The organism is Streptomyces sp. NPDC031064 (genome assembly GCF_055570965.1).
Map to the genome: position 1 here is coordinate 407,208 of NZ_JBVIGF010000002.1, position 25,063 is coordinate 432,270.

The 25,063-nt window shown below is 72.7% G+C and carries 23 protein-coding genes; 11 read left to right on the forward strand and 12 right to left on the reverse strand.

Translation table 11 applies throughout. From position 1 onward, the window contains the following. Positions 1–11 precede the first annotated feature (11 nt). Complete coding sequence (locus ACZ46W_RS08610; RefSeq protein ID WP_468333463.1) at positions 12–947, reverse strand: AurF N-oxygenase family protein; 936 nt, start codon at positions 945–947, stop codon at positions 12–14. Between the two features lie 160 nt (positions 948–1,107). Between ACZ46W_RS08610 and ACZ46W_RS08615 the strand changes: the two genes are divergently transcribed. Next, complete coding sequence (locus tag ACZ46W_RS08615; protein WP_468333466.1) at positions 1,108–2,226, forward strand: ferritin-like domain-containing protein; 1,119 nt, start codon at positions 1,108–1,110, stop codon at positions 2,224–2,226. 15 nt (positions 2,227–2,241) lie between these two features. Continuing rightward, the gene (locus ACZ46W_RS08620) at positions 2,242–3,036 is read left to right on the forward strand and encodes a hypothetical protein (RefSeq protein ID WP_468333469.1); all 795 of its coding nucleotides are present in this window, start codon (positions 2,242–2,244) and stop codon (positions 3,034–3,036) included. 108 nt (positions 3,037–3,144) lie between these two features. On the opposite strand, the gene ACZ46W_RS08625 is transcribed toward ACZ46W_RS08620, so the two are convergent. From ACZ46W_RS08625 to ACZ46W_RS08650, 6 genes are all read right to left on the reverse strand, one after another. Continuing rightward, positions 3,145–4,665, reverse strand: a complete 1,521-nt coding sequence (locus ACZ46W_RS08625) for a penicillin-binding transpeptidase domain-containing protein (protein ID WP_468333472.1) — start codon at positions 4,663–4,665, stop codon at positions 3,145–3,147. Beyond that, entirely contained in the window at positions 4,662–6,005 is a 1,344-nt protein-coding gene (locus tag ACZ46W_RS08630; RefSeq protein ID WP_468333475.1) for an FtsW/RodA/SpoVE family cell cycle protein, read from the reverse strand. The genes ACZ46W_RS08625 and ACZ46W_RS08630 overlap by 4 nt, the downstream gene beginning before the upstream one ends. Before the next feature lie 125 nt (positions 6,006–6,130). Continuing rightward, positions 6,131–7,402 carry an ATP-binding protein gene (locus ACZ46W_RS08635; protein WP_468333478.1) on the reverse strand — a complete coding sequence of 424 codons (1,272 nt, stop codon included), beginning with the start codon at positions 7,400–7,402 and terminating at the stop codon, positions 6,131–6,133. Continuing rightward, on the reverse strand, positions 7,402–8,148 hold the full coding sequence (locus tag ACZ46W_RS08640) for a hypothetical protein (protein ID WP_468333481.1): 747 nt from the start codon (positions 8,146–8,148) through the stop codon (positions 7,402–7,404). Before ACZ46W_RS08640 ends, ACZ46W_RS08635 begins: the two co-directional genes overlap by 1 nt. Positions 8,149–8,268: 120 nt before the next feature. After that, positions 8,269–8,514, reverse strand: coding sequence for a zinc-ribbon domain-containing protein (locus ACZ46W_RS08645; RefSeq protein ID WP_468333484.1), 246 nt, complete (start codon positions 8,512–8,514; stop codon positions 8,269–8,271). Continuing rightward, positions 8,511–10,754, reverse strand: a complete 2,244-nt coding sequence (locus ACZ46W_RS08650) for a PBS lyase (protein ID WP_468333487.1) — start codon at positions 10,752–10,754, stop codon at positions 8,511–8,513. The genes ACZ46W_RS08645 and ACZ46W_RS08650 overlap by 4 nt, the downstream gene beginning before the upstream one ends. 144 nt (positions 10,755–10,898) lie before the next feature. Between ACZ46W_RS08650 and ACZ46W_RS08655 the strand changes: the two genes are divergently transcribed. After that, complete coding sequence (locus ACZ46W_RS08655; protein ID WP_468333490.1) at positions 10,899–11,708, forward strand: nuclease-related domain-containing protein; 810 nt, start codon at positions 10,899–10,901, stop codon at positions 11,706–11,708. Between the two features lie 10 nt (positions 11,709–11,718). On the opposite strand, the gene ACZ46W_RS08660 is transcribed toward ACZ46W_RS08655, so the two are convergent. Next, a complete protein-coding gene (locus ACZ46W_RS08660) occupies positions 11,719–12,618 on the reverse strand; it encodes an ATP-dependent DNA ligase (RefSeq protein WP_468333493.1) in 900 nt (299 codons plus the stop codon). Further along, positions 12,609–13,499 carry a non-homologous end-joining DNA ligase gene (gene ligD / locus ACZ46W_RS08665; RefSeq protein ID WP_468333496.1) on the reverse strand — a complete coding sequence of 297 codons (891 nt, stop codon included), beginning with the start codon at positions 13,497–13,499 and terminating at the stop codon, positions 12,609–12,611. Before ligD ends, ACZ46W_RS08660 begins: the two co-directional genes overlap by 10 nt. 40 nt (positions 13,500–13,539) lie before the next feature. On the opposite strand from ligD, the gene ku reads away from it, so the two are divergent. The 6 genes from ku to ACZ46W_RS08695 all read left to right on the forward strand — a co-directional run bounded on the left by ku (position 13,540) and on the right by ACZ46W_RS08695 (position 19,103). Beyond that, positions 13,540–14,550, forward strand: a complete 1,011-nt coding sequence (ku, locus tag ACZ46W_RS08670) for a non-homologous end joining protein Ku (protein WP_468333499.1) — start codon at positions 13,540–13,542, stop codon at positions 14,548–14,550. Between the two features lie 186 nt (positions 14,551–14,736). Beyond that, complete coding sequence (glgA, locus tag ACZ46W_RS08675) at positions 14,737–15,945, forward strand: glycogen synthase (RefSeq protein ID WP_468333502.1); 1,209 nt, start codon at positions 14,737–14,739, stop codon at positions 15,943–15,945. Between the two features lie 91 nt (positions 15,946–16,036). Further along, positions 16,037–16,744, forward strand: coding sequence for an SDR family oxidoreductase (locus ACZ46W_RS08680; protein ID WP_468333505.1), 708 nt, complete (start codon positions 16,037–16,039; stop codon positions 16,742–16,744). Positions 16,745–16,773: 29 nt separating this feature from the next. Beyond that, positions 16,774–17,256, forward strand: coding sequence for a nuclear transport factor 2 family protein (locus ACZ46W_RS08685; RefSeq protein ID WP_468333508.1), 483 nt, complete (start codon positions 16,774–16,776; stop codon positions 17,254–17,256). Positions 17,257–17,283: 27 nt separating this feature from the next. Then, a complete protein-coding gene (locus ACZ46W_RS08690) occupies positions 17,284–17,811 on the forward strand; it encodes a nuclear transport factor 2 family protein (protein WP_468333511.1) in 528 nt (175 codons plus the stop codon). A gap of 41 nt (positions 17,812–17,852) precedes the next feature. Beyond that, complete coding sequence (locus tag ACZ46W_RS08695) at positions 17,853–19,103, forward strand: MFS transporter (RefSeq protein ID WP_468333514.1); 1,251 nt, start codon at positions 17,853–17,855, stop codon at positions 19,101–19,103. A 99-nt stretch (positions 19,104–19,202) separates the two neighbouring features. Here ACZ46W_RS08695 and ACZ46W_RS08700 read toward each other — a convergent pair whose 3' ends face one another. Further along, positions 19,203–19,766: a RipA family octameric membrane protein gene (locus tag ACZ46W_RS08700; protein ID WP_468333517.1), complete on the reverse strand. Its 564-nt coding sequence runs from the start codon at positions 19,764–19,766 to the stop codon at positions 19,203–19,205. Continuing rightward, positions 19,763–21,175 carry a hypothetical protein gene (locus ACZ46W_RS08705; protein WP_468333520.1) on the reverse strand — a complete coding sequence of 471 codons (1,413 nt, stop codon included), beginning with the start codon at positions 21,173–21,175 and terminating at the stop codon, positions 19,763–19,765. Before ACZ46W_RS08705 ends, ACZ46W_RS08700 begins: the two co-directional genes overlap by 4 nt. A gap of 187 nt (positions 21,176–21,362) precedes the next feature. Between ACZ46W_RS08705 and ACZ46W_RS08710 the strand changes: the two genes are divergently transcribed. After that, the gene (locus ACZ46W_RS08710) at positions 21,363–22,769 is read left to right on the forward strand and encodes an ATP-binding protein (RefSeq protein WP_468333522.1); all 1,407 of its coding nucleotides are present in this window, start codon (positions 21,363–21,365) and stop codon (positions 22,767–22,769) included. Positions 22,770–22,862: 93 nt separating this feature from the next. Then, the gene (locus ACZ46W_RS08715; RefSeq protein ID WP_468333524.1) at positions 22,863–23,702 is read left to right on the forward strand and encodes a hypothetical protein; all 840 of its coding nucleotides are present in this window, start codon (positions 22,863–22,865) and stop codon (positions 23,700–23,702) included. A gap of 45 nt (positions 23,703–23,747) precedes the next feature. Here the strand turns inward: ACZ46W_RS08715 and ACZ46W_RS08720 are convergent, their stop codons facing one another. Continuing rightward, positions 23,748–24,719 carry an SMP-30/gluconolactonase/LRE family protein gene (locus ACZ46W_RS08720; protein WP_468333526.1) on the reverse strand — a complete coding sequence of 324 codons (972 nt, stop codon included), beginning with the start codon at positions 24,717–24,719 and terminating at the stop codon, positions 23,748–23,750. Positions 24,720–25,063: the final 344 nt, after the last annotated feature.

Here is a 25,063-nt window from a genome sequence, read left to right on the forward strand (position 1 = left end):
GGTGGGGGGCTTCAGGCGAGGAGGCCGGAACTCTTCCAGAGCCTGCGCCCCATGCCCCGCAGCACCCCGATGTCGTCGAGGAAGTCCGTCAGCCGCTTGGCGCCGGACTGCATGACCTCGCGGCGGTGGCCGCTGGCCCTGACCTGGGCGACCGCCTCGCGCCGGTCGAGGCCGACGTTCTCGTACACCTGGGGGTTGACGAAGCAGACGGAGAAGACCCGGGCGGCCTCGCCGCAGCTCAGCCGGGTGAACTCCTGCTCCCAGCGCGGCGCGGTGACCATCTGGCGGCGCAACTCCTCGCGCGCGTACCGGACGTGCCGGGCCTCCTCCACCACGTGGATGCGGGTCACACCGCGCACCAGGGTCTGGACGCGCTCGTCGGGGAAGGTCAGGCGCTGCATCCAGTCGAGGATCTCCTCACCGAGCAGCGTGGCCGCGAACGAACCGGGGGTCGTCGAGACGGTCTTCAGGACGCGCGCCATGTTGTGGTAGACGCGCGGCACCTGGTACGCCGGGGCCTGGCCCTTCTGGATCATCCTCGCGAACATCATCGAGTGGCGGCACTCGTCCGCGATCTCGGTGAGCGCGTACCGGACGTGGTTGCTGGTGACCGACTTGTCGTAGATGTGCCGGACCAGGAGCTGCATCAGGATGATCTCGAACCAGATGCCGAGCGAGGCGAGCGACGCGGCCTCGTGCCGGGCCAGGTCCATCCGCTGCTCCTCGGACATCTTCCGCCACAGCGGGGTGTCGTAGAGGGAGACCAGCTCCGGCGGCCAGAACCACTTGCCGTCCTCGATGGGGGCGTCCCAGTCGAGTTCCTTGTCGGGGTCGAAGGAGTGCTTCGCGGACGATTCGAGCAGGCGCTCGGCGACCTGTTCGCGGTCCCGGAGCGGGCCGAGCGCGTCCCTGAGCAGACGTATGTCGCGTTCGGTCACGGTCGTCATGAGCGGGGCACCTCGCGCAGTTGGCGTTACTGGGGGTCATCCCTTATAAGACTGCGTGTCAGCAAGGCCGTCAATCCCCTGTGCCCGACTTGTTGACCCGGCGTCTACCAACGTGTGAGCCTGCCAACCACCCGTCAGCGCACAGGCGAAGGAGCCGTCCGTGTCGACGCATGACCTCTACAGCAAGGACCCGGGAGACTCGATCTGGCAGGTGCCGGCCACCGGATCGGCCCGTTTCAGTTGGGAGTACGACGACGGCCGCGACCGGCTGCTCGCCCTCTACCAGAAGGGCAAGGACAAGCAGTGGGACGGCGCCCGGCGCATCGACTGGGACCTGGAGGTCGACCCGTACGACCCGCTCGGCACCCCCGACGAGGCGCTGACCCTGTACGGGACGCGCCACTGGGCCAAGCTCACCGACAAGGACAAGGGCGAACTGCGCAAGCACTACGCCTCCTGGCAGTTCAGCCAGTTCCTCCACGGCGAGCAGGGCGCCATGATCTGCGCGGCCCGGATCGTGGAGTCCGTCCCCGACATGGACGCCAAGTTCTACTCCGCCACCCAGACCATGGACGAGGCCCGGCACGCCGAGATCTACGGGCGCTTCCTGCACGAGAAGATCGGGATGCTCTACCCGATCAACGACAACCTCCAGGGCCTGCTGGGTGACACCCTCCGCGACTCCCGGTGGGACATGCCCTACCTCGGCATGCAGGTCCTCATCGAGGGCCTCGCGCTCGCCGCGTTCGGGATGATCCGGGACACCACGGACAAGCCGCTGCCGAAGCAGATACTGGCGTACGTCATGCAGGACGAGGCCCGGCACGTCGCCTTCGGCCGGATGGCGCTGCGCGACTACTACAAGCAGCTCACCGACGCCGAACTGCGCGAACGCGAGGAGTTCGTCATCGAGGGCTGCTACCTGATGCGCGACCGGCTGCGCGGCGTGGAGGTGCTGGAGAACTTCGGCATCTCCAGGAAGGAGGCGGAGCAGTTCTCCGAACAGTCCGAATTCCTCCACCTCTTCCGCAAGCTCCTCTTCAGCCGGATCGTCCCCTGCGTCAAGGACATCGGCCTGTGGGGCGAACGCCTCCAGAAGGCCTACGTCGACATGGGCGTCTTCGAACTGGGCGACTCCAACCTGGACCTGCTCATGACCCAGGACGAGGAGATCGCCGAGCAGCTCGACCGCGAACGCTTCGCGGCCGAGGAGGCCGAGCGGGTCGCGGAGGTCACCGAGGCGATAGCCGAGGGCGGAGCCGGGGCCTCGCACCCGTGACGTAGCCTGGCGGGCATGACCATGCCGCCTCCGCCCCAGCAGCCGCCCGGCCCGTACGCGGGCCCGTACCAGCAGCAGCCGGGCCCCTACCAGCAGCCGCAGCAGCCCGGATTCCCCCAGCAGTACCCCGGGCCGTACGGGGCGCCGATGCCCCCTCAGCCGCCGCGGAAGAAGAGCACCGGCCTGGTCATCGGCATCGTCGCCGGGTCGCTGGTCCTGCTCGGCTGCCTCGGCTTCGGCGTCAAGATGGTCATCGACGGCGCCGGGAACGACACCCCCTTCCCGGCGGCCACGCACAAGCTCACCGTCCCCAAGACGCTCGTGGACGGCCAGTACACGCTCGCCCAGGACATGTCCGGCACCGAGGGCAAGAAGGTCCTGGACGAGTCGCACGACAGCAGCGTGCGCACCGGCGGCGCGGCCGTGGCCCAGTACACCGCCCAGTCCGGCGACCAGGTCAAGGCACTGGTCGTCTCCGGGTACTACGGCCAGATCAAGAACCCCGACCACCAGCGCCGAAGCGTGCTGCACGGCGCCGGCACCGCCCAGAACGCCAAGATCGAGACACCGGCCAAGGACGTCACACCCGCCGGTTCGGACGTCAAGGTCGAGTGCGAGGTGCTCACCAACACCGAAGGCGGCAACCAGGTCACCTTCCCGATGTGCGCCTGGGGCGACGACAACACCGCCGCCGGTGTCGGCATCGTCGACTCGGCGTCCCTCGGCCAGAAGCCCGGGGACATCGACCTGGCCGAGGCCGCCGAGCTGACCCTCAAGGTCCGCGCGGAGATGCGCAAGCCGATCGGCTGAACCCTCAGCGGACCGTGTTCACGGTACGGGCGGCTCAGCAGCTCCCGGTGCCGCCCGAGCCGGGCGATGTCCACCGGTGCGAGTTCGAAGTCCATGGGCGCTCCGTCATCACGGCCCGAACGGTCCGCCTGCCCCGTTCCGCGGACCGAGACGCCCGGCGCTGCGCCGCTCCTCCTCGCGCAGCGCCTCCTCCATCACCGAGCGGGCGATCGGCGCCGCGCTGCCGCCGCCGCTGATGTCCTCCCGGTTCGCGGACGCGTCCTCCACGACCACCGCCACCGCGACCGCCGGCCGCCCCGTGTCCGCCGCCTGCGCCCAGCCGATGAACCAGGCGTACGGCGTGCCGATGTTGCCCACGCCGTGCTGCGCCGTGCCGGTCTTGCCACCGACCCTCGCGCCGGGGATCGCCGCGTTGCTGCCGGAGCCGCCGTCGACGACGCCCACCATCAGTTGCTGGAGCCGCAGCGCCGTCGGCGGCAGCATCGCCTGCCGGTAGGTGCGGCGGACGTGCTGCGCCACGGTGTCCCCGTCGGAGGTCGTCGTCCGGTCCACCAGGTGCGGGTGGGCGATCTCGCCGCCGTTGGCGACGGCGGCGGCGACCATCGCCATCTGGAGCGGGGTGGCCCGCGTGTCGTACTGGCCGATGGCGGAGAGCGCGAGCCGGTCCACGGTCATCTCGGTGTCGAAGTTGGACCGGGCCACCGCCGTCGGGACGCGCAGCGAGGAGTCGTTGAAGCCGAACCGCGCCACCGCGTCGAGCATCCCGGCGGCCCCCACCTTCACCCCGAGGTGGGCCATCACCGTGTTGCAGGACCAGCGGATCGCGTACGCCAGTGAGGCGTTGCCGCAGCCCTTCGCCTCGTTGGGCAGCACGGTGCGGGTGCCCGGCAGCAGGTACGGATCGGGCGTGCCGGTCGGGGCGTCGACGTCCGTGACGATCCCGGCGTCCATCGCGGCCGCCGCGGTCACGATCTTGAACGTGGAGCCGGGCGGATAGGTCTCCAGCAGGGCCCGGTTGAGCATCGGCCGGCCCGGTGCCTCGTTCAGTTCGGCCCACGTGGCGGCCACCTCGCGGCCGGTGCCGGACAGCAGCCCGGGGTCGTACGAGGGGCTGCTCACCAGGGCCAGGATGCGCCCGCTGTACGGCTCGATGGCGGCGACCGCGCCGCGCCGGCCCCTGAGCCCGTCGTACGCGAGGCGTTGCAGCGGCTCGCTGATGGTGGTGACGACGTCGCCGCCCGGCGGCCGGGTGCGGCTGAGGTCGTGCCAGAACGGGAAGGGCGCGAGCATCGGACTGGTCCCGGACAGCAGGGGATCCTCCGCGTGTTCCAGGAGCGTGGTGCCGTACGTCTGCGAGGCGTACCCGGTCACCGGTGCGTACAGCGGTCCGTCGGTGTACGTGCGCTCGTGGCGCAGCGGCTGGCCGGTGTCCTTGGAGCCGGTGACCGGCGCGCCACCCACGACGATGTCGCCGCGCGGCTCGGCGTAACGGGCCAGGACCGGGCGCCGGTTGGCCGGGTTGCCGTCCAGCGACGGGGCCTCGAAGACCTGCACGCGGGCGGCGTTGACCAGCAGGGCCGCCAGGAGCAGCAGGCACAGCACGGCGGCGTGCCGGATGCAGGGGATCACCGGACCTCCTCCGCCACCGGGACGATGGCACCGGGCTCCACGCCCTGGGGCTCCGGCGCGCGGGCGGAGTCGCTGACGCGGATCAGCAGGGCGACGATGATCCAGTTGGTGACGACCGACGAACCGCCCTGGGCCAGAAAGGGCATGGCCATGCCGGTCAGGGGGATCAGGCCCATCACGCCGCCCGCGATGACGAACACCTGGAGGGCCGGGATGGAGGCGAGACCGGTGGCCAGGAGCCGGCCGAACGGGTCACGCAGAGCCAGCCCGGTCCGGAAGCCGCGCGCCACGAGCAGGGCGTACAGCAGGAAGACGGCCGTCAGCCCGGCCAGGCCCAGCTCCTCGCCGGCGGTGGCCAGGATGAAGTCGGACTTGGCCGCGAAGCCGATCAGCACGGAGTCGCCCATCCCCAGTCCCGTCCCCAGCATCCCGCCCGCCGCGAAGGCGAACAGCGACTGGGCGAGCTGGCCCGGCCCCTGGCCGGCCTCGATGGAGGCGAAGGGGTGCAGCCAGTCCTCCACCCGGCTGTTGACGTGCGGTTCGAGGCTGCCGACGACGAACGCCCCGGCCGCCGCCAGCAGCAGCCCCACGGCGACCCAGCCGGTGCGGCCGGTGGCCACGTACAGCAGGATCACGAACAGCCCGAAGAACAGCAAAGAGGTCCCGAGATCCCGCTCCAGCACCAGCACGCCCACACTGACCAGCCAGATCGCCACAACCGGCCCCAGTACCCGCCCGGTCGGGAACTGTACGCGCCACACACGGCGGCCCGTGTACGCGAGGGCGTTGCGGTTGGCCGCGAGGTACGCGGCGAAGAAGACCGCGAGCAGGATCTTGGCGAACTCGCCCGGCTGGAACGAGAAGCCCCCGATCCGGATCCAGATCTTCGCGCCGTTGACGGCCGGGAAGAAGATCGGCACCAGCAGCAACAGCAGAGCGGCGGCGACGGACACGTACGCGTACCCCTGCAAGGTCCGGTGGTCCCGGAGCAGGACGACCACCGCGATGAACAGCCCCACACCGAGGGTCGACCACACCAACTGGGTGGGCGCGGCGTGGTCGGCGGGGGTCTCCAGGTCGAGGCGGTAGATGAGGACCAGCCCGAGGCCGTTGAGCAGGACCGCGATGGGCAGCAGCAGCGGGTCGGCGTACGGGGCACGGAACCGCACGGCGAGGTGCGCGAGCAGGGCCAGCAGGCCCAGCCCGGCCCCGTACGCGGCGGCGTCCGGCGGCACGGCACCGCTCCGGGCGAGACCGACGCCGACATACCCGTACACGGCGATGAGGACGGCCCCGATGAGGAGGGACAACTCCACCCCACGGCGCTTGTGCACGGTCATGCCACGCAACGTAGCAAGCGGTATGTCCGTTATGTCGCCTAACGCGGCCCGCAGTCGGCGTCCGGCCGCGCGGGGCCGTGCCCGCCCGCCGGCCCGCACCCGGCGTACCAGCGGGGCGGGGCGCGTCAGGGCGTCGTGTCGGGGGTGGGCTGGACGTACTCGGGGAGCGTCAGGTGGGCTTCGGCGCCGCCTTCGGGGGCGTTGGTGAAGCGCAGGTCCGCGCCGATGACCGACGCCTGGCCCGCCGCGATGGTGAGGCCCAGGCCGTGGCCCTTGCTGCCGCTCTCCGTGCGGAACCGCTGCGGCCCGTGCTCCAGGAGGTAGTCCGGGTACCCCGGCCCGTGGTCGCGGACGCTCACCACCGGGCCGTCCACGGTCAGGACGACCGGCGGGGCGCCGTGCTTGTGGGCGTTGGCCACCAGGTTCCCCAGCACCCGCTCCAGGCGCCGCTTGTCCGTCTCCACGCGCGCGTCCCGCACGATTCGCACCTCCGTGTCCGTGCCCGACGCCCGCACCACCCGTTCGGCCAGCGGGCCCAGCTCGTGCACGTCGAGGTCGACCTTCTCGGTGCGCGCGTCCAGCCGGGAGATCTCCAGCAGGTCCTCCGTCAGCGCCCGCATCGCCTTCACCCGGTCCCGCACCAGCTCCGCGGGCCGCCCCGGCGGCAACAGCTCGGCCGCCGCCGACAGCCCCGTCAGCGGCGTACGCAACTCGTGCGCCACGTCCGCCGTGAAGCGCTGCTCGCTCAACAGCTTGCCCTGGAGGCTGGACGCCATCGTGTCCAGCGCCCCCGACACGGTCGCGACCTCGTCCTCGGGGTGCGCCGGGTCCTTCGTGCGGGGGTCGTTGACCCGCGCGTCCAGGTCGCCCGCGCTGATCCGCCGCGCCACCTGTGCCGTCAGGTGCAGCCGCCGGGTCACCCGGGTCACCGCGAACGAGCCGACCAGCAGCGTCGCCCCGATGGCCAGCACCGAGGAGCCGACGATCGCCTGGTCGAGGCCGCTGATGGTGCTCGCGCTCAGCGAGTAGTCCACGCGCACCGCCAGCGCCCGGCCGTCGGCGGGCCCGGCCGCCCACATGGTGGGCCGTCCCCCGGGGTCGTCGGCCACCAGCGTGCCCCGATGGCCCCGGACCGCGAGGTCACGGAGCGCGGAGGGCAGGCCGTCCGGGTCGACGCCCGCGTACGGCGGCAACGGCTCGCCCGCCTCGTACGAGCGGGTCACCTCCTCCAGCCGGTCCAGCGCCTTCTCCCGCGCCGTGTCCACCGTCTGCCGGGTCACCGACACATGCACCAGGGCGCCCAGCAGGGCGGCCAGCGCGCAGCACATGACTGTGATGAAGGCCCCGGCCTTGAACGTGAGCGTCGCCATCCAGGCGGGCAGCCGCGGGCGCCGCATCACTCACCACCCGACGGCGACGGCGACGGCGACGGCGACGGAGAGGGAGAGGGGGAGGGCGGCGGTGGCGCCGGCTTCACCCGGATGATCTCGTCCCGCGTCGGCAGCATCGTCCGCTGCTGGGCGTCCCACGACCACGCCGTGCGGTACTCGTATCCCGGAATGCCCGCCGAGACCACCCGTACGACCAGGTCCTTGCCCGCCAACTGCACACCCACCACCTGGTCGACGGTGGACATGATCCGGGTCAGCCGGCCCTTCTCGGGCATGTACACGCGCAGTCCCGTCTGCTGTTCGGGCATCCTGATGCCGACGACCAGCTCCTCCTTGCCGTCCCCGGTGAGGTCGCGGTAGTACGGCGTCATCACCGGGCACCGCCTCGGCTTCGCCCGGCACTCCCGGATCTGCCGGGCCGTCTCCTCGTAGAGCCCGTCCGGGCCGCTGTACTCGTCGGGGTGCGCCGCCACCTCGGCCTGGACGACGTCCACCGGGTCGACGCGGCGGACATCACCGCCGGGCACGGTCACGCCCGGGACCTGCGCGGTGTCGCTCTCGCCGTAGTCGTACGGGGGCGCGGTGACGGGCGGCAGGTCCGGCCAGAGCCGGACCGGGCCGATGGCCGTCGGCGTGGGGCCCGCGCTCCGGAGCTCGCCCGCGTCGCCGCAGCCGGACAGCAGCAGCGCGGCCACCGCGGCACCGGGCAGCAGCACTGCCGCGTACACGGCGGCCGGGCGGTGCGGGCTCACGGTGCTCCTGACGGCTGGACGTGGTCGGTCTTCGGTAAACCTTATTCGTACGGAAGTCCCTTTTGTCGACCCGGGACCGCTCCGTACGCCGGGCGCCGCCGTCACGCCACCCGCCCGCCGTCACGCCACCCGCGTGCCCCCCGACAGCATCCGGTCGGCCTGCTCCCGCGTGATCCGCTCCTCCGCGCCGCAGAACGTGCACTGCGTCGCGTACGACGTCGCCACGGGGAACAGCGGCACGAAGAACAGCGTGAACTTGGTGGTCTTCTTCCGCAGCGCGTGCGCGGCGGGGTTGCCGCACCGGCCGCAGACCAGCGTCAGCATGGCCAACTGCTGGAGGTACCCCTTCGTCCCGAAGATGATCATCCGGCGGTCTCCTCTCCGGAGTGGCCCAGTGCCCGCCGGCACAGCGCCAGGAGCTTTTCGTCCTGGTGGACGTCGTGGTCGCCGGAGGTGCCCTCCGAGACGTTGTGCCGGCGCGTCCGGGCCAGCTCGGCGCGCAGCAGCGAGGCCGCCTCCACCGGCACCGGCACCGGCCCCAGCTCCGCGAGGCACTCGGCGATCTCCACGCGCGTGTGCCGGTTCTCCTTCCAGGCTCCCACCAGTACCGGCAGCGCCTCCCGGACGTCCCCGGTGACCCGGCACAGCGCCACCGCCGCGTCCACCCGCAGCCACACCCCGGGCGCCGCCAGGCACGCCCGCAGCTCCGGCGCCGCCGCCCCGGCCGCCCGCCCCATCGCGCCGACCGCCCAGGCGGCCTCCCGCCGGTGCGCCGCGTCCCGTGCCAGCAGCAGCCCGCGCAGCCTCGGCACCACGGCACCGGCGTCGCCCGCCACCGCCCACAGCGCCCGGGCCGCCGACGTCGCCACCGCCACCGAGCAGTCGTCCAGCAGCGCCCGCAGGTCCCCCACCGCCTCGCCCGCCGCCGGCCCGAACGCGGTCAGCGCCCGCAGCGACGACTCCACCACCCACTCCCGGCGGAACGCGGGCGCCCCGCGCAGCACCCGCAGCACCTCCGGCAGCGCCTCCGTCGCACCCAGGTGCGCCAGCGCCAGCAGCAGCGGGCCCGCCTCCTCGCTGAGCTCCTCGTCCAGCGGCAGCCCGCGCAGCCGGTGCCGCAGCGCGGGCACCAGCGGGGCGCCCGCCTCGCCCAGGTGCGTGATGGCGTAGCCGAGGCGGCTGTCCAGGCCGGGCTGCTCCAGGGCGCGGGCCAGCGCCGGCACCGCCCGCGCGTCACCGGTACGGGTGAGGGCCAGCAGCGCGCTGCCCATCCCGAACCGGCCGCCCGCCCGCTCGCCCACCCGCTCCGGCGCCCAGGGGGCCGGGTCGGCCGCCACCCTGGCCGCCAGCGCGTCCGCCGCCGGGCGGGCCACCTCGAACAGGCCCTCCAGCCACGTCACGGCCGCCTCACGCAGGCGTGGCTCGGGGTCCGCGAGCTGCGCCCCGACGAGCCGCACGACTTCGTCGTACGCCCCGCGCCACGTCCGCACCAGGCCGCCGCACATCCACACCGCGTCCGCCCGCTGGTCCCGGTCCGGGCTGCGCAACTGGGCGGTGACCAGCGCGATCCGGTCCTCGACCCGGTCGTCCAGGGCGCTGTGCAGGGTCCGCAGCAGATCGTCCGCCCACGCCGTGCCGCGCCCGGCCCGCTGTTCCTCGCGAAGCTCCCGCAACTGCCCCACCAGGGTGGGCGTCGCGGGCCGCGGCTCGGCCTGCTCGTCGCCGAGCCCCGCGAACTCGGCGCGGCCGGGCAGCTCCAGGTCCGGCGCGTCAGCCAGGGCGCCCGCCGCGCCCGCCACCGCCCCGGCACCCGCGCCCGCCACCGCCCCGGCACCCGCACCCGCCGCGTACCCGCGCCGCGCGGCCGGTGCCTCCCGCAGCTCGTCGAGCAGTCCCGTCACCGTCACCACGACGTCCCGGGGCAGTCGCGCGGGGGCGCACCGCGCGAGCTGGGCGAGGGCCGCGAGCCGCAGGGCGGGGTCCTGGGCGGCGCCCTTGAGCCAGCCGAGCCAGTCGACGATCTCGTCGCGCAGCGACTCGTACCGCAGCGCGATCCGGCCCACGGCCTCCACCAGCGCGAGCCGCACCTCGGTGTCCGTCTCGACGGTCAGCCGCTCCCGCAGCAGGACCAGCACGCGCGCGGGGTCCCCGTGCAGTGAGGCGAGCGCGCCCGGCGCCGCCAGCCGCACCTCCCGGTCCTCGTCGTCGACCAGGCCGAGGAACACGTCCGCACCGGCGGCGACGGCGGCCGCCGCCATCGCGTAGTTCGCCGCGTCCTCGAACTCCTCGTCGTCCGGGTCCAGTTCGTCCAGCTCGTCGTCGCCGTCCAGGTCGATACCGCCGATGCTGGTCAGCAGTTCGATGACACAGCCGCGGTCCTGGACCTCGGGCGTCGCCACCAGCTCCAGCAGGAAGGGGATGCAGGCGAGCGTCGAGTCGTACACGTCGCCCTGGTGGTGCACCGCGCCGTACATGCCGTCGAGCGCGACCTCCCGCTCCACCGGATCGGGAGACGCGAGCCCGCGCAGCAGCCCGGGCACGTCGTCAGCCGGGCCGTAGGCATGACCCAGCGAGGCCCAGTCGACCTCGTCGATCCCCGTGAACATGCCGTCCCTCCCCGCGACCACTGCACTTGGGGGCAATAGTGCACCACACCGCCCACGCCCATGCCCCGCCAATCGGACACGCCCGACGCCGTCCCTTGCCGTCCCCGGGCGCGGCTGTTCCCATGGGCGTGGGGGTGATGGGGCATGACCGCACTCCGGGTCACACCGCTCGGACAAAGCGGCCTCCGGCGGCTCCGGGTCAGCCTGCCGGACGGCCGGGACATCGCCTGGTACGACCGGGACAGCGGCCGGATCAGCCTGCTCTCCGAGGCGTACTCCGAGGCGTACGAGGACGAGGTCGTCGCGGCGCTCGCGCCCTACGTCACCGGCGAGGTCACCGTCGGCCCGCCGCCCGTCCCCACCGCCTCCGACCTGGCACGTCTCACCCTCCACCCGGACGACGACCTCGCCCCCAACCGCCCCGGCGAAGCCCTGTACGCCGCTCTCGGCCAAGCCCCCGCGCGCCGCTTCCGCAAGGACCCGCGCCCGGCGGAGCTCGCCGCCCAGCGGCGCGTCGGCGACGCCCTCGACGGGCTGGAAACCGCGGGCTGGCGGGCCCTGCACTGCGTGCCCCTGCCGGGCGGTGCCCGCATCGACCACCTGGCGATCGGCCCCGGCGGCGTGTTCGCGGTGCGCACCCTCGCGGCGCGCGGGCGGCGGGCCCGGATCGCCGATCCGTACGTCGCCGCCGGGCGCGGGGAGCCGCGGCCGCACCTGCGGTGGGTCCGCCGGGACGCGGACCGGGCGGCGCACGCCCTGGCCACGGCCGTGCGCCCGGTCCTCGCGGTGGCCGACCCGGGCCGGCTGGAGGTGGCGCCCGGGCTGGACGGCGTCCGGGTGCTGCGGGACGGCGAGATCCCGACCCTCGGGCGGCTCGGCGGTGTCCTGAAACCGGCGGACGTGGACGCCCTCTACACGGCCGCCCGTGACCGCCGCACCTGGCTGCGTGCCTGATGCGGCTCCGTCACGTCCGATGCGGCTCCTTCAGCCGCAGCACCGTCGTCACCGTGTGCCGGGTCGTGCCGGTGGCGACCTCCGCCGTCAGCTCGGGCGGTACGGAGACGTAGGGCACCTCGCCGAGGCCGACCGCCATGGCAGTGCCCGTGTCGCCGGGGGCCAGGGCGGCGAGCGCGGCGCCCGCGCGGGCGCGCAGCGCGGGCGGCAGGGGGCTGGAGACGACTGGGGTGTCGTCGTCGGGCAGCACCACGACCAGGGAGGCGGGCCGCCGCTGGGCGCCGGTGAACCCGACCACCACCGCGTCCCAGGTGTCGGTGTGCCGGATCTTGCGCCACGCGCGCGTGCCGGCCTTGTACGGCTGGTCCAGGCGCTTGACGACCAGGCCCTCGACCCCGATCTCCGGCAGCGTCTCGTACCAGGTCGCGGCCAGCTCCGGGTCGGTCGTCATGGGGACGGGCTGGATGGGCGGGCCCAGTTCGGCGAGCAGCTCCACCAGCCGCTCGCGGCGCGCCGCGTACCGGCGCGGACGGAGGTCGGCGCCGCCCGCCGCGAGCACGTCGAAGGCGGCGTACGAGGCGGGCAGCCGCCGGGCGAGCCCGGGCGCCCGGCCGGGGGTGGCGGCGGCCCGGCCCTGGACGGCGGCGAAGTCGATGCGGCCCTCCCGCCAGACGACCACCTCGCCGTCCAGGACGGTGCCTTCGGGCAACTCCCGGGCAGCCGACGCCAGATCGGGGAACGCGGCGGTGACGATCCGCCCCGAGCGGGCCTGGAGGACCACCCCGTCGCCCTCCCGGAAGATCACCATCCGGTGGCCGTCGAACTTGGGTTCGTACGCCAGTCCCGGCTCGCGCGGCAGGGCGCCGACGGTCTGCGCGAGGGCCACCTTCAGGGGCGGCTTCAGGACCATGGCAGCGGTCCCGCCCGCTCCGGATCCAGCAGGGGGGCCAGCAGGTCCCCGTAGTCCTGGAGGCGGGGTGCCATGTCGGCCATGAGGAAGGTGAGCTGTCCGGGGGCGCCGCAGGCCTCGACCTCCTCCCAGGTCACGGGCGCCGAGACGGCCGGCTCGCGGCGGGCGCGCAGGGTGTAGGGGGCGGCCGTGGTCTTGGCGGCGTTGTTCTGGCTGTGGTCGACGAAGACCTTGCCGGGGCGCAGCGCCTTGGTCATCCGGTGCACGACCAGCCCCGGCAGCTCCTCCTCCGCCTCGACGGCGAGCTGCTTGGCGTACGCCTGGACCCGCTCCGAGGGCGCCGGTTCCAGCGGCACGTACAGGTGCATGCCCTTGGCGCCGGACGTCTTGGCGTACGCGTCCAGGCCGTCCTCGGCGAGCCGCTCGCGCAGCCAGAGGGCGACCCGGCAGCACTCCACGACGGTGGCGGGCGCGCCGGGGTCGAGGTCGAGGACGAGCCGGTCGGCGACGGCGGGCGCGTCGGCCTGCCACTGGGGGGTGTGGAACTCCACGACCAGGTTCGCCGCCCACATCAGGGACGGCAGGTCCTGGACCATCACCTGGCGGGCGTTCTTGTCCTCCGATCGGGGGACGGAGACGGTTTTCACCCAGGAGGGGGTGCCGGGCGGCGGGTTCTTGGTGAAGAAGAGCTGGCCGTCGGGGCCGTCCGGATAGCGGAGGAAGGACAGGGGGCGGTTCAGGAGGTGGGGGAGGAGGAAGGGGGCGGCGGTCGCGTAGTAGTGCAGGATCTCGCCCTTGGTGGTCCCGGTGGCGGGGTGGATGACCTTCTCCAGGTTGCTGAGCGCCAGGCGCCGCCCCTCCACCTCCGTGATCGGCGTCATACGATGAGAATCCCACGAATCGGTACGAAAGGGATGAATCGTGCGATCCATTTGGAATGGCGCCATCTCATTCGGCCTGGTCAGCATCCCCATCAAGCTGGTGAACGCCACCGAGAACCGGTCCATCTCCTTCCGGCAGATCCACACCGAGGACGGTGGCCGGATCCGCTACCGGAAGGTGTGCGAGCTGGACGGCGAGGAGGTGTCGGCGGACGAGATCGGCAAGGCCTACGAAGAGGCCGACGGCACCATGATCCCGATCACCGACGAGGACCTGGCCTCGCTGCCGCTGCCGACCGCCAAGACGATCGAGATCGTCGCTTTCGTACCGGCGTCGCAGATCGACCCGCTCCAGATCGACACGGCGTACTACCTGTCGGCGAACGGGGTGCCCGCCGCGAAGCCGTACACCCTGCTGCGCGAGGCGCTCAAGCGCAGCGACCGGGTGGCCATCGCCAAGTTCGCGCTGCGCGGGCGCGAACGGCTGGGGATGCTGCGGGTCGTCGACGACGTCATCGCCATGCACGGGCTGCTGTGGCCGGACGAGATCCGCAGCCCCGAAGGCGTGGCCCCGGACACCTCGGTGACCGTCCGGGACGCCGAACTCGACCTGGCCGACGCCCTGATGGACACCCTCGGCGAGGTCGACATCGAGACGCTGCACGACGACTACCGGGAGGCGGTCGAGCAGTTGATCGCCGCCAAGGCCGAGGGCGCCGAGGTCGCCCCGCCGAAGGAGGAGAAGGCCGGCGGCCAGGTCATCGACCTGATGGCCGCGCTGGAGAGCAGCGTACGCGCGGCCCGCGAGGCGCGCGGCGAGGGCGAGCCGGAGGAGGCCTCGGTCCACGAACTGCCGGGCCGCAAGAAGGCCGCCGCCGCGCCCAAGGAACGGGGCGCGAAGAAATCCACCGCCAAGTCGGCCGCGAAGAAGGCCGCCCCGGCCCGCAAGTCCACCTCGAAGACGGCCGCGAGCGGCAAGGCGGCCGAGAAGAAGACGACGGCGAGGAAGTCCACCACCAAGAAGACCACCCCCCGCAAACGCGCCTCGTGACCCGCGCCGGCAGGACGCACGCCCCGCGGCGCCACCCGGATTGGCTACCGTCCGCCGGAGGGGGAACCGCGACGGGGGGACGACCGCCCCGCCGTACCGCCGCCGTGGGGCCTTCCACCGTGCGCCGCGCTCCCGACCGGGGCGCGGCCGCACCGTCTTTCAGGCCCTCGACGTCAGGAAGTACGCATGAATTCGCCAACGCCCGCCATACGCGTCGATCTGCTCACCAAGGAGTACCCGCCCGAGGTCTACGGCGGCGCCGGCGTCCACGTCGGCGAACTCGCCCGGGAGCTGCGCGCGCTGGTCGACCTGCGGGTGCACTGCTTCGGTGAGCCGCGCACCGCTCCCGGGGTGACCGCCTACCGGGAACCCGCCCTCGCCGACGGCGCCAACCCGGCGCTGCGCACCCTCGGCGTGAACGTGGAGATGGCCGCCCGCTGCCAGGGCACCGACGTGGTGCACAGCCACACCTGGTACGCCAACGCCGCCGGGCACCTGGCCAAGGTCCTGTACGGCGTGCCGCACGTGGTGACCATGCACAGCCTGGAGCCGCTGCGGCCCTGGAAGGCCGAGCAGCTCGGCGGCGGCTACGCGCTGTCGTCGCTGGTGGAGCGCACCGCCGTCGAGGCCGCCGACGCGGTCGTCGCCGTCTCGCGCGGGATGCGCGAGGACATCCTCCGCGTCTACCCGGACGTCGACCCCGCCCGCGTCCACGTCGTGCACAACGGCATCGACACCGCCGTCCAGCGCCCCGACCACCGCGTGGCGGCCCTGGACCGGTACGGCGTCGACCCCACCCGGCCCATCGTGCTGTTCGTCGGCCGGGTGACCCGCCAGAAGGGGCTGCCGCAGCTCCTGCGCGCCTCCTTCGAACTCGACCCGGCCGCCCAGCTCGTGCTGTGCTGCGGCCAGCCGGACACCCCGGAGATCGCCGCCGAGACCGCCGCGCTGGTCGACGAGCTGAGCCGGGTGCGCGGCGGGGTCGTCCGCGTCGACGGCATGCTCGACCAGGAGTCGCTGCGCCAGTTCCTCACCCACGCCTCGGTGTTCGTCTGCCCCTCGCTGTACGAGCCGATGGGCATCGTCAACCTGGAGGCCATGGCGTGCGGCACGGCCGTCGTCGCCACCGCCACCGGCGGCATCCCCGAGGTCGTCGCGGACGGGGAGACCGGCCTGCTCGTACCGATCGAGCAGCAGCGGGACGGGACCGGCACGCCGCTCGACGAGAAACGATTCGCCTCGGACCTCGCGGCGGCCGTCAACGAGTTGCTCGCCGACCCGGCGCGGGCGGCCGCCATGGGGGCGGCCGGGCGCACCCGGGCCAAGGAGCGGTTCGGCTGGCAGGAGGCGGCGCGCCGGGTGCACGCCGTCTACCGGGCGGTCACCGGCGGCTGAACCCCCGTGGCTCAACGCCCGTGGCACGACCTCATGTTGTCGCGCCGGAATCTTTGACCCCGCCGTACCGGCCGCCGCTAGCTTCGTCACCATGTCCCACGCGCCGCACACAATCCGCACCGCGCTGGTCACCGGCGGCAACCGGGGTATCGGCCTGGAGGCCTGCCGCCGGCTCGGCCGGGCGGGCCTCGACGTCGTCCTGGCCGCGCGCGACCCCGCGCGCGGCCGCGCGGCGGCCGACCGGCTCTCCCGGCAGGGCCTGACCGTCCGGTTCGAGCAGCTCGACGTCACGGACGCCGACAGCGTGAAGGCGTGCGCCGCCCGGCTGGCCGACGCCGGTGTCGAGGTCGACGCCCTCGTCAACAACGCCGGTGTCTACCCCACCGACCCGTTCTTCGCCGTCAGCGAGGAGACGATGCGGCAGGCCGTCGACGTGAACCTCATGGGCGCCTTCCGCACCTGCCAGGCGTTCGTCCCCGGCATGGTCCGGCGCGGCCACGGGCGCGTGGTGAACGTCTCCTCCGGCCTCGGCGCGATGACGGACAACGTCCCTTCCCCGGCGGCGTACGGCATCACCAAGGCCGCGCTCAACGCGCTCACCCTCGTCGTCTCCGCCGCCGTCCCCCCATCGGTCAAGGTCAACGCCGTCTGCCCCGGGTGGGTCCGCACCGACATGGGCGGCCCGTGGGCGCCGACGAGCGTCGAGAAGGGCGCGGACACGGTCAGTTGGCTCGCGCTGCTGCCGGACGACGGGCCCAGCGGCGGGTTCTTCCGTGAGCGCCGCCGCATCCCGTGGTGACCAGCCACGCACACACGAAGGGAAGAACGATGAAGCTCTCCTCCGGCCGCCGAGGGCGCCGCACGGCGGGCATCGTGGTCGCCGCCGTGCTGATCTTCGGCGTGGGAGCCGCGTTCAGCAGCGACTACGTGCAGGCCGCCGCCAGCGAGGCCCTGCGCGCCACCCCCGAGGCCCACGAGCCGAAGGCCCTCGCCTCGCTGGACCCCGCCGTCCGCGCCTACGTGGACGCGGTGGACGGCGCCGACGCCGACGCGCTGGCCGCCGCGTTCCACGAGGACGGCACGGTGACCGACACCGGGCGGCGGTTCCAGGGACGCGACGCCATCCGCGCGTGGGCGGCGGACGAGGTGATCGGCGGCAAGGTCACGGTGCTCGGCAACACCCCCGGCGACAACGGCTCCACCGTGCTGCTCCGGTTCGACCCCGAGGGCCTGCTCGCCGGGTTCCGGGCCCGCTACGAGTTCACGCTCAGGGACGGGCTGATCCACCGCGTGTCCATGAGCTACGCCTGACCACCGACCCACCCAGGGAGAAATGTCATGAGAAAGCGCCTGATACCCCCGGCCCTGCTCGCCGCCGCCCTGCTCCTGGGCGCGACCGCCTGCTCCGACGGCGACAGCGGCGGCGGGAGCGGAAGCGGCGGCGAAGACCGGGCCGCCGCCTCGTCCCCCACGCCCGGCAACACCGTCTCGCAGGTCCAGGAGTCCCCCGCTCCCCAGCAGTCCGCGAAGTCCGGCAAGGCCGGCAACGGTGCCGTCGACCCCGCCGCCCAGGCGTACGTCGACGCGGTGGCCGCCAAGGACCTCGACGCGCTGGTCGCCGCCTTCCACCCGGACGCCGAACTCACCGACGTCGGCCGCGAGTTCACCGGCCACGACGAGATCCGCGACTGGGCGCGCAACGAGGTCATCGGCGGCAAGCTCACCGTCCTGAAGAACACCCCCAAGTCCAACGGCACCACCCTCCTCGTCCGCTTCGCCCCCGGCGGCACCGGCGGCTTCGAGGCCAATTACGAGTTCGACGTCCGTGACGGGCGCATCGAGAAGCTGAACCTCCAGTACGCCTGACAGCACGCCCGCCCCCCCCGTCCAAGCAGAAGGGCTCCCGTATGAGCACCGCAACCGCAGCCGGGCCCGGCCCGACCCGTCACAAGCTCGCGCTGGCCGCGCTCGGCCTCGGCGCGTTCGTCATCGGGACCGCCGAGCTCGTCATCGTCGGCGTGCTCAGCCTGATCGCGGGCGACCTGGACATCTCCGTCAGCACGGCCGGCCTGCTGGTCACCGCGTACGCGCTCGGTGTCTCCCTCGGCGGGCCGGTCGTCACCGCGGCGACCATCAAACTGCCCCGGCGCACGCTGCTGTGGGTCGCCCTCGCCGTGTTCATCGCCGGCAACCTGGTCGCCGTCTTCTCCGCCGCCTTCGGCCTGCTGCTCGCCGCCCGGGTCCTGTGCGGCGCCATCCACGGCCTGTACCTGGGCGCCGCGTCCACCGTGGCCACCGGCCTGGTCGCGCCCGAGCACCGCGGGCAGGCCGTCGGCCTGGTCTTCGGCGGCATCTCCGTCTCGACCGTCATCGGCGTGCCGCTCGGCACCCTGATCGGCCAGGGCCTCGGCTGGCAGGCCACCTTCGGCAGCGTCGTCGTGCTCGGCGCGCTCGCGCTCGTCGCCACCCTGGTGCTGGTGCCGCCGGTCGAGCACACCAGCGCCGACGGGCTCGGCGCCCAGGCCCGGCACGCCTTCCACCCCCGGGTGCTGGCGATGCTGGCGGCCACGGTCCTGCTGATGGGGTCCCAGTTCATCGCCTTCACCTACCTCACCCCGTTCCTGGAGGACGTCACCGGCATCTCCGGCGGCGCGGTGGGCGCCTTCCTGCTGATCTTCGGCGTCTTCAGCGCCATCGGTACGTTCGCGGGCGGCCGGTTCGCCGACATCAACGCCTCCGCCACGCTCCTGGTCGGCAACCTCGTGGTGATCCTTGCGATGGCCGCGCTGTGGGCGTTCGGTTCCAACGCCTGGCTGGTGGGCCTGGCCCTGGCCGGCTGGGGCATCGTCGGGTTCGGTGTCACGCCCTCCTTCCAGCTCCGGGTCATCTCCCTCGCGGGCGAGGGCGCCGACCTGGCCGCCACGCTCGGCGCCTCGGCCGCCAACGTGGGCGTGGCCGCCGGCGCGGCGGTCGGCGGCTGGGCCCTGGCCGCCTTCGGCACCGGCGAGGTGCCGGTGGTCGCCCTGGTTGCCGCCGTCGTGGCGCTGCCCGTGGTGTGGGCGACGCGCTTCCTGAAGGTGCCCGTGGCCCCGGCCGCCGACCGTCCGGGAACCGGGGCGGACAGCGTGAGCAACGTACCGGTGACCACCGCCGGCTGACCTGGCCGGCCGCGTCCGCCCGACACCAGGGGCCCGCCCGCCTACGCGCGGAGCGGGCCCCTGGCCCTTACGTCAGTCACGTCGGCAACACCGGCGACCTCACCCCCGCCCGTCGAGCAGGACGATCAGTCCCACCGCCAGGTGCAGGGCGGCGAACACGACGGGGACCCACTGCTCGATCCGGGTGAGCGGCCGGTAGCGGCGGCTCGGCAGCGCCGTGTCCCACTCGGCCGACGAGTACGCCAACGCCGGGAGCCGCAGCTCCAGTTCCGCGACGACCGCCCACTTGGCCGAGGCCAGCGTGCGGTACGAGCGGCCCTGCGCCCACCACACCAGGCACTGGCACAGTGCGGCCGCGACCACGCAGCCCACGACCGCCGCCGGTGCCTTCCCCACCCCCCTCACGGCCGCCGCCCCGAACAAGGCGAGCAGCACCCCGTTCACGGTGAGGAAGAACGTGTTCGCCACGCTCCTCCGCGAGCTCGCCCGGTCGGCGGACTCCACGTACACCTTGTACTGCTCCAGCACGGCGGCGCGGTAGCGATGGGCCGCCTCGTCGGCGAACTCCGCGGGCGTCGCGTCCGGGTTCCACAGCGCGGTGCCGAGAGCCGTCCGCGGCGGGCGCGGTGCGGCGGTGGGGGTGCCCTCGCGTACGGAGGTCATGCCGCCCGCCCCTCGGGCGCGCCGGTCCCCGCCGCCTCCTCGGGCTGCGGTGCTGCCGGTGCCGGGTCCATGGGCGCGACCCGGCCCGCCCAGGTCTCCGGCGGAACGTCCCGCAGGCGCACCTCCGCCCGCTCCGGGTCACGCGGCGACGGGCCGGCGGACAAGACCTCCACCCGCAGGCGGTCGCCCTTGCCCACCCGGCCGGAGTCGAACCGCTCCCGCAGCTCGGGGGTCATCCGTGAGACGTGCAGGATGGCCGGCTGTCCCAGCTCGCTCCAGCCGTCCAGGTCCACCAGCGCGAAACCCCGGTCGGTGACGGCGCTGGTGATGGTGCCCTCGTACTGCTCGCGCGGCTTGGGGAGGGCGAGGGCCACCGGTCGCCATGCGGCGCTGATGGAGCCGGCCGGCGCCTCGGGCCCCGACGGCGGCGCGCCGACGGGCCGCCCCGTGCCCGCTCCCCGGTCGAGCACCACCTCGATGCGCTGCCGCGCCGGGTCCACGGCCAGGACGCGTACGCGCACCTCCGACCCCCGGTCCAGTCCGGCTGCCTCCGCCGCCGCCGTTGACAGCCGCGACTTGCCGCCGCCTTCCAGTTCGACGAAGTAGCCGCCCCGATTGACCTGGGTAACCTTCGCCTGCACGAGCGTGCCGCGACGGTACGCCCGTTCCATGGACGGCCAGGGATTTGTCTTTCCATGGCGCTGGGAGAAACGCGTTCCGTTCTCGTCCGTGACGAAGATTCCCCGAACCGTCGTGTGTTCCCTGAACCGCTTCGACATGTCGTCCGGAAGAGGGTCCAGATAATCCATGTCGGAACGCCGCATGACGCCCGTGCGCAGTTCGTTCTGGACGTCCCGTACGTAGATGTGGTCGGCCGCCGTCCACACCACCTCGGCGATGGCCTCCACGTTCCGGACGCCCGTGCGCGGGCGCAGGTCCATCTCCGGCGCGGACTGCGAGCGGGCTTCCTCGATGGCGCCCCGGAGCGCTTCGCGCATGTCCGGCAGCCCGTTCAGGTCGCACCGGTACCTGATGGCGCGGACCTGGCCGGCGATGTTGGTGGGGACCTGGGCGCCCTCGTGGTGGATGACGACGGTGCGCTTGTGCAGGCACATGGCCCAGCCCAGCTCCATGGCGACGGACGTGGACGGGAAGGACAGGTCGATGACGACGACACCGGCCCGGTCGACGCCGTTCCAGGCGGCGGACAGCGGGCTCTCGGTCGTGCCCTCCAGCCGGTCCGCACGCGCCGGCGTCAGACCCATCGACCGGACGACCTCGGCGAAGTACCGCTCGTACAGGACGTCGAAGTCCGCTTCGTCGCCATTGGGCAGCGTCCGGTTCCCGTACGGCATGGCGAAGAAGACCAGTTCGTCGTCGACCGTCGCCCCGCGCGTCAGCATTTCCATCATTTTCATGGTGTTGTCGGCCCTCTCTGATGCGATTCCATTGAGCTGATTCGTACTGCGCACCAGTTTTCGGCAAGGCGCGGGCGGGCTTCCAGGCAGTGAATTGCCGTGACCGGTACAAAGTTTTGCAGTGGAGCGTACGAACGTTTGCTACCTGAGCCGGTGGCCGTCCGACACAATCGGGCGCATGCCTTCAGAGCGAGCGGAGCGGTCCATACGCGACCGGGTGTTCGGCAGGGGTGCCGTCGTCCCGGGTCACCACCCGGAACTCCACACCAAGCCCCACGCGGTCATGGTCAGGCGCGCACTCCACGGCTTCTACCGGCGGATGGCGCTCACCAGGCTCGGCGTGGTCCCGCTGTGGGCCGCCGCCCTCACCGTTCACGTGAGTACCGGAGGCGACGGCCCCCGGGGCGGCGCCCGCCTGCTTGTGACCCTGGTCCTGCTGAGCGCGGTGCTCGCCACCGTAGGAGCGGTCGCGGCGTGGGCCCACCATCACGACGGCGTACTGGACTGGATGGACGGGCGGCGGTCCCTGCACCGGTTCTCCGGATACCTGCGGCGCACGGCGAGGGAACGCCGGGTCAACGCGGACCTGCCGGGCACGACCGAGGGCGCGGGCGTCCTCGCCATGACGGCGCTCACCGCCTGGACCGCGCCTGCGGCCCAGCAGCCGGTCCCGGCCGTGTGGTCCGTCGCGTTCACGCTCCTGCTGCTCCACTTCCCCTTCTCGCAGTACGTGATCGACCCCTCCTGGTACCAGAGTGAACTCGCGCGGCGGCCCGGCCCGGCCTGGTTCCGCTTCTTGCTGCCCCTCGCACTGGCGGGCGCCGGGTTCGTGCTCTACGTGGGGTGCGCGCCGACGTCGGCGCCGGGGCCCGACGGCGCATTCGTCATCGTGGGCGTGATGCTGCGCCTGTACGTGGACGTGAGCCTGGTCAACTCGCTGCTGAGCGCATTGCCCGACGCCCTCCGTGACCACCGCAACGACCTGTCCGACGCGGTGTCCAGCGCCGTACACAGCAAGATCAAGAACGAGTTGCGCATCCTCGGTGCCAACCTGGACCTGGACGCCCAGCCCCCGATGGTGCAGGCCAGTTGGCACAGCCTCGTCCACCAGGTCGAGACGCTCCGCAACGACCCGTTCCGGGAGGGCGACCGCCTCGACCTGCAGGCGATCGTCGAAGGCGTACGTTCCACCTCCCGCGCCCACGCGTCCGACAGCGCGGCGATCGAGCTGTCCGCGCGGTACGACGCCGCGGACGGAGGCCTGTTGCGGCCCACCGACCTGAGCCTGCTGGAGACCGTGCTCAGCGACCTGTGCGCCAACAGCGTCCGCGAGGCCAACCGGCTGCGACGGTCCTCCTTCGGTATCCGCGTCGTCGTCGCCACGGCCGCCGAGGCCCGGCGCCGCAGGCTCACCGTGACGGTGGAGGACGACGGCACCGGCTTCGACGGCGCCGCGTCCATGAGCCGGGAGGGGTCCAGCCTCGCCGTGCTGGAACGCAGGCTGCGGCGGCGGGGCGGCGGCATCGACGTGGACCGAACGGAGAGCGGCGGAGCGCGGGTGCGTGCCAGTTGGCTGATTCTCTAGCACTCAACTCCCCGCTTGGGGACTGTGGCTGACGGCTCGTCCCTCTTCTGGGAGACTGGCCTCTCTCACTTCGTCCGTGGGAGGTACCTCTCCTTGACCGACACGCTCCAGCCGCCCCTGGATGCCACCCCGGCGCAGCCCGTCCGGCACATCCTGATCGTCGATGACCTCGGGTCGTTCGAGTACAGCGTCGAAGGGATGCTCAACCGGCACCCAGCCGTCACCTCGGGGCGGCTGGCCTTCGAGACAGAGCTGGTCACCAGCCCCGACGACATTCCCGCCACCGTTCACCTCGCCGAGGACAGGGGCGTCGTCCACGACGTGGCGCTCGTCGACCTGGATTTCGGAGCCCGCCGGGCCGGCGGCGCCCAGAGCCACGGGCTGACCGCCCTGCGGCTGCTGGCCGAGCACACACCCCGTACCAGGACCGCGCTGTACACGGCGGACGTGGAGGGCAACCGTGAACTGATGCTCCGTGCCGCCTTCGAGCTGTGTCCGCATAAGCCGAACACGTGGATCAGCAAGGCCGCACCGCCGCCGCAGCAGGCGGACGTGATGTGCGACCTCCTGGAGGGCCGTGAGCCGCCGATCGGCCACCTCCGCCCCTACTTCTTCCGCCCGGAGCACCTCAAGCTCCGCACGGTCTGCGGAACGCGGACCCAACTGCGCCTGTGGCAGGCCCTGGCCCTCGGCCTGGAGAACCGGAGCCAGATCGCCCGGCAGGCGGGGGTGAGCCCCAGCACGCTGGACAAATTCGTGGCCCACGTCCGCGAGTTCATCCGGGACTGCATGCCCCCTTCGACCGCCACGGACGGCGACGGTGTCACCGTTCCCGGAGCCCGTACGGCGAATCTCGCCCTGGCCGTACGGTTCGCCTACACCAACCGCGCCTTCTTCGACGACCCCGAGCTGGAGCGGCTCGTCGAGCGCTGAGTCCGCGTCCGAGTCCGGGGCGGCGAAGGCCCACCGAGGGGCGGATCAGAACCCGGTCACGTCGGCGATGGTGAACGGGAGCTCGGCCGTACCGCCGGCCATCTTGTCGAACTGCGAACGCACCACGTACAGGTGGCTGTTGCGGCGCACCAGCGTCGTCGGCATCTCCAGCGTGGCGTCGACGACCTGCCGCTCCACGGTGAACGAGGTGGCGTCGGAGTTCAGCTTCAGTCGGCTCAGGGTGTCGTTGCCGTAGTGGGCGAGCCACACCCGGCCGGACTCCAGGTGCAGCCCGTCGCCGTACTTGAGGCTGACCGTGCCCGTGACCTTGCGCATCTCGCCGGATCTCAGGTCGATCCGGTACAGCCCGCCGCCGGCCGAGTCCACGGTGATCAGGTAACTGCCCGTCGCGTCGGCCTCGATGCCGTTGAGCGTGACGGTCTTCGCCGGCTGCGGCGGTATGACGCCGGTGAGGTTGTACGCGGTGGTCAGCGTCCCGCCGCTGCCCCCGGCGCCGATCGCGGTCTTGAGCTGCGCCGGGGTGACCCGGTAGACCACCGCCAGGTACGAGTCGGTCACGTAGGCCGTCCCGTCCGGGGCGATGTCCAGGTCGTTGAGCAGGGACGACTCCGGGGACGACACGGTGAAGTGGGCGACGCGGGTGCGGGTGGCGAGGTCGTAGACCATCACGCCCTTGGGGTCGGTGACCCACAGCCTGCCCGAGGCGTCCACCTTGAGCCCGGCCGCCGTGGTGCGGCCGTCGGCGCCGTCCGGCAGGAACACCTCGGCAGCCTTCTGGCCGGCCGGCGTCCGGTAGATCGCGCCGGTGGCGTACGAACCGACGTAGAAGTCGCCGGTCCTGGCGTCCACGGCGATGCCCTCGGGGAAGGCCCGGGCGCCCGGCAGGGTGAAGGCGGAACCGGCCTTGTAGGCGTCGGCGCCGTCGTCGACGGCCACGGCCGTACCGGTCATGCCGGTGAGGGTGAGCAGTCCGGCCAGGGAAAGTCCCACGGCCATCAGGGAACGGAAAGGACGAATGCGGTGCACGTGTGTCTCTCTTCTCTCGAAGGGCGGCTTCGAGCCAACCCGCCCAGGTGCGAGAGACCTTATGTTTCGGACGGTACCCGCCGGTCGGACCGAAATACGTCCCGGTAAGGCGCCGGGGTGGCCGAAAAGCTCAGGTGGGGCCGAAAGTCGGCGCGGAAAATATCCCCCGATTCAGATGTCCGAGGACATCCAGACTTTCTCATGTCAAGTGCGGATTTTGCCGTTCCACCGGCCGCGCCCGGACGTTCGAAAGCCGGACCTCCGAACCGGTATGCGCGCGACTTCATGATGTCCGGACGAACTCTTTGACCCGC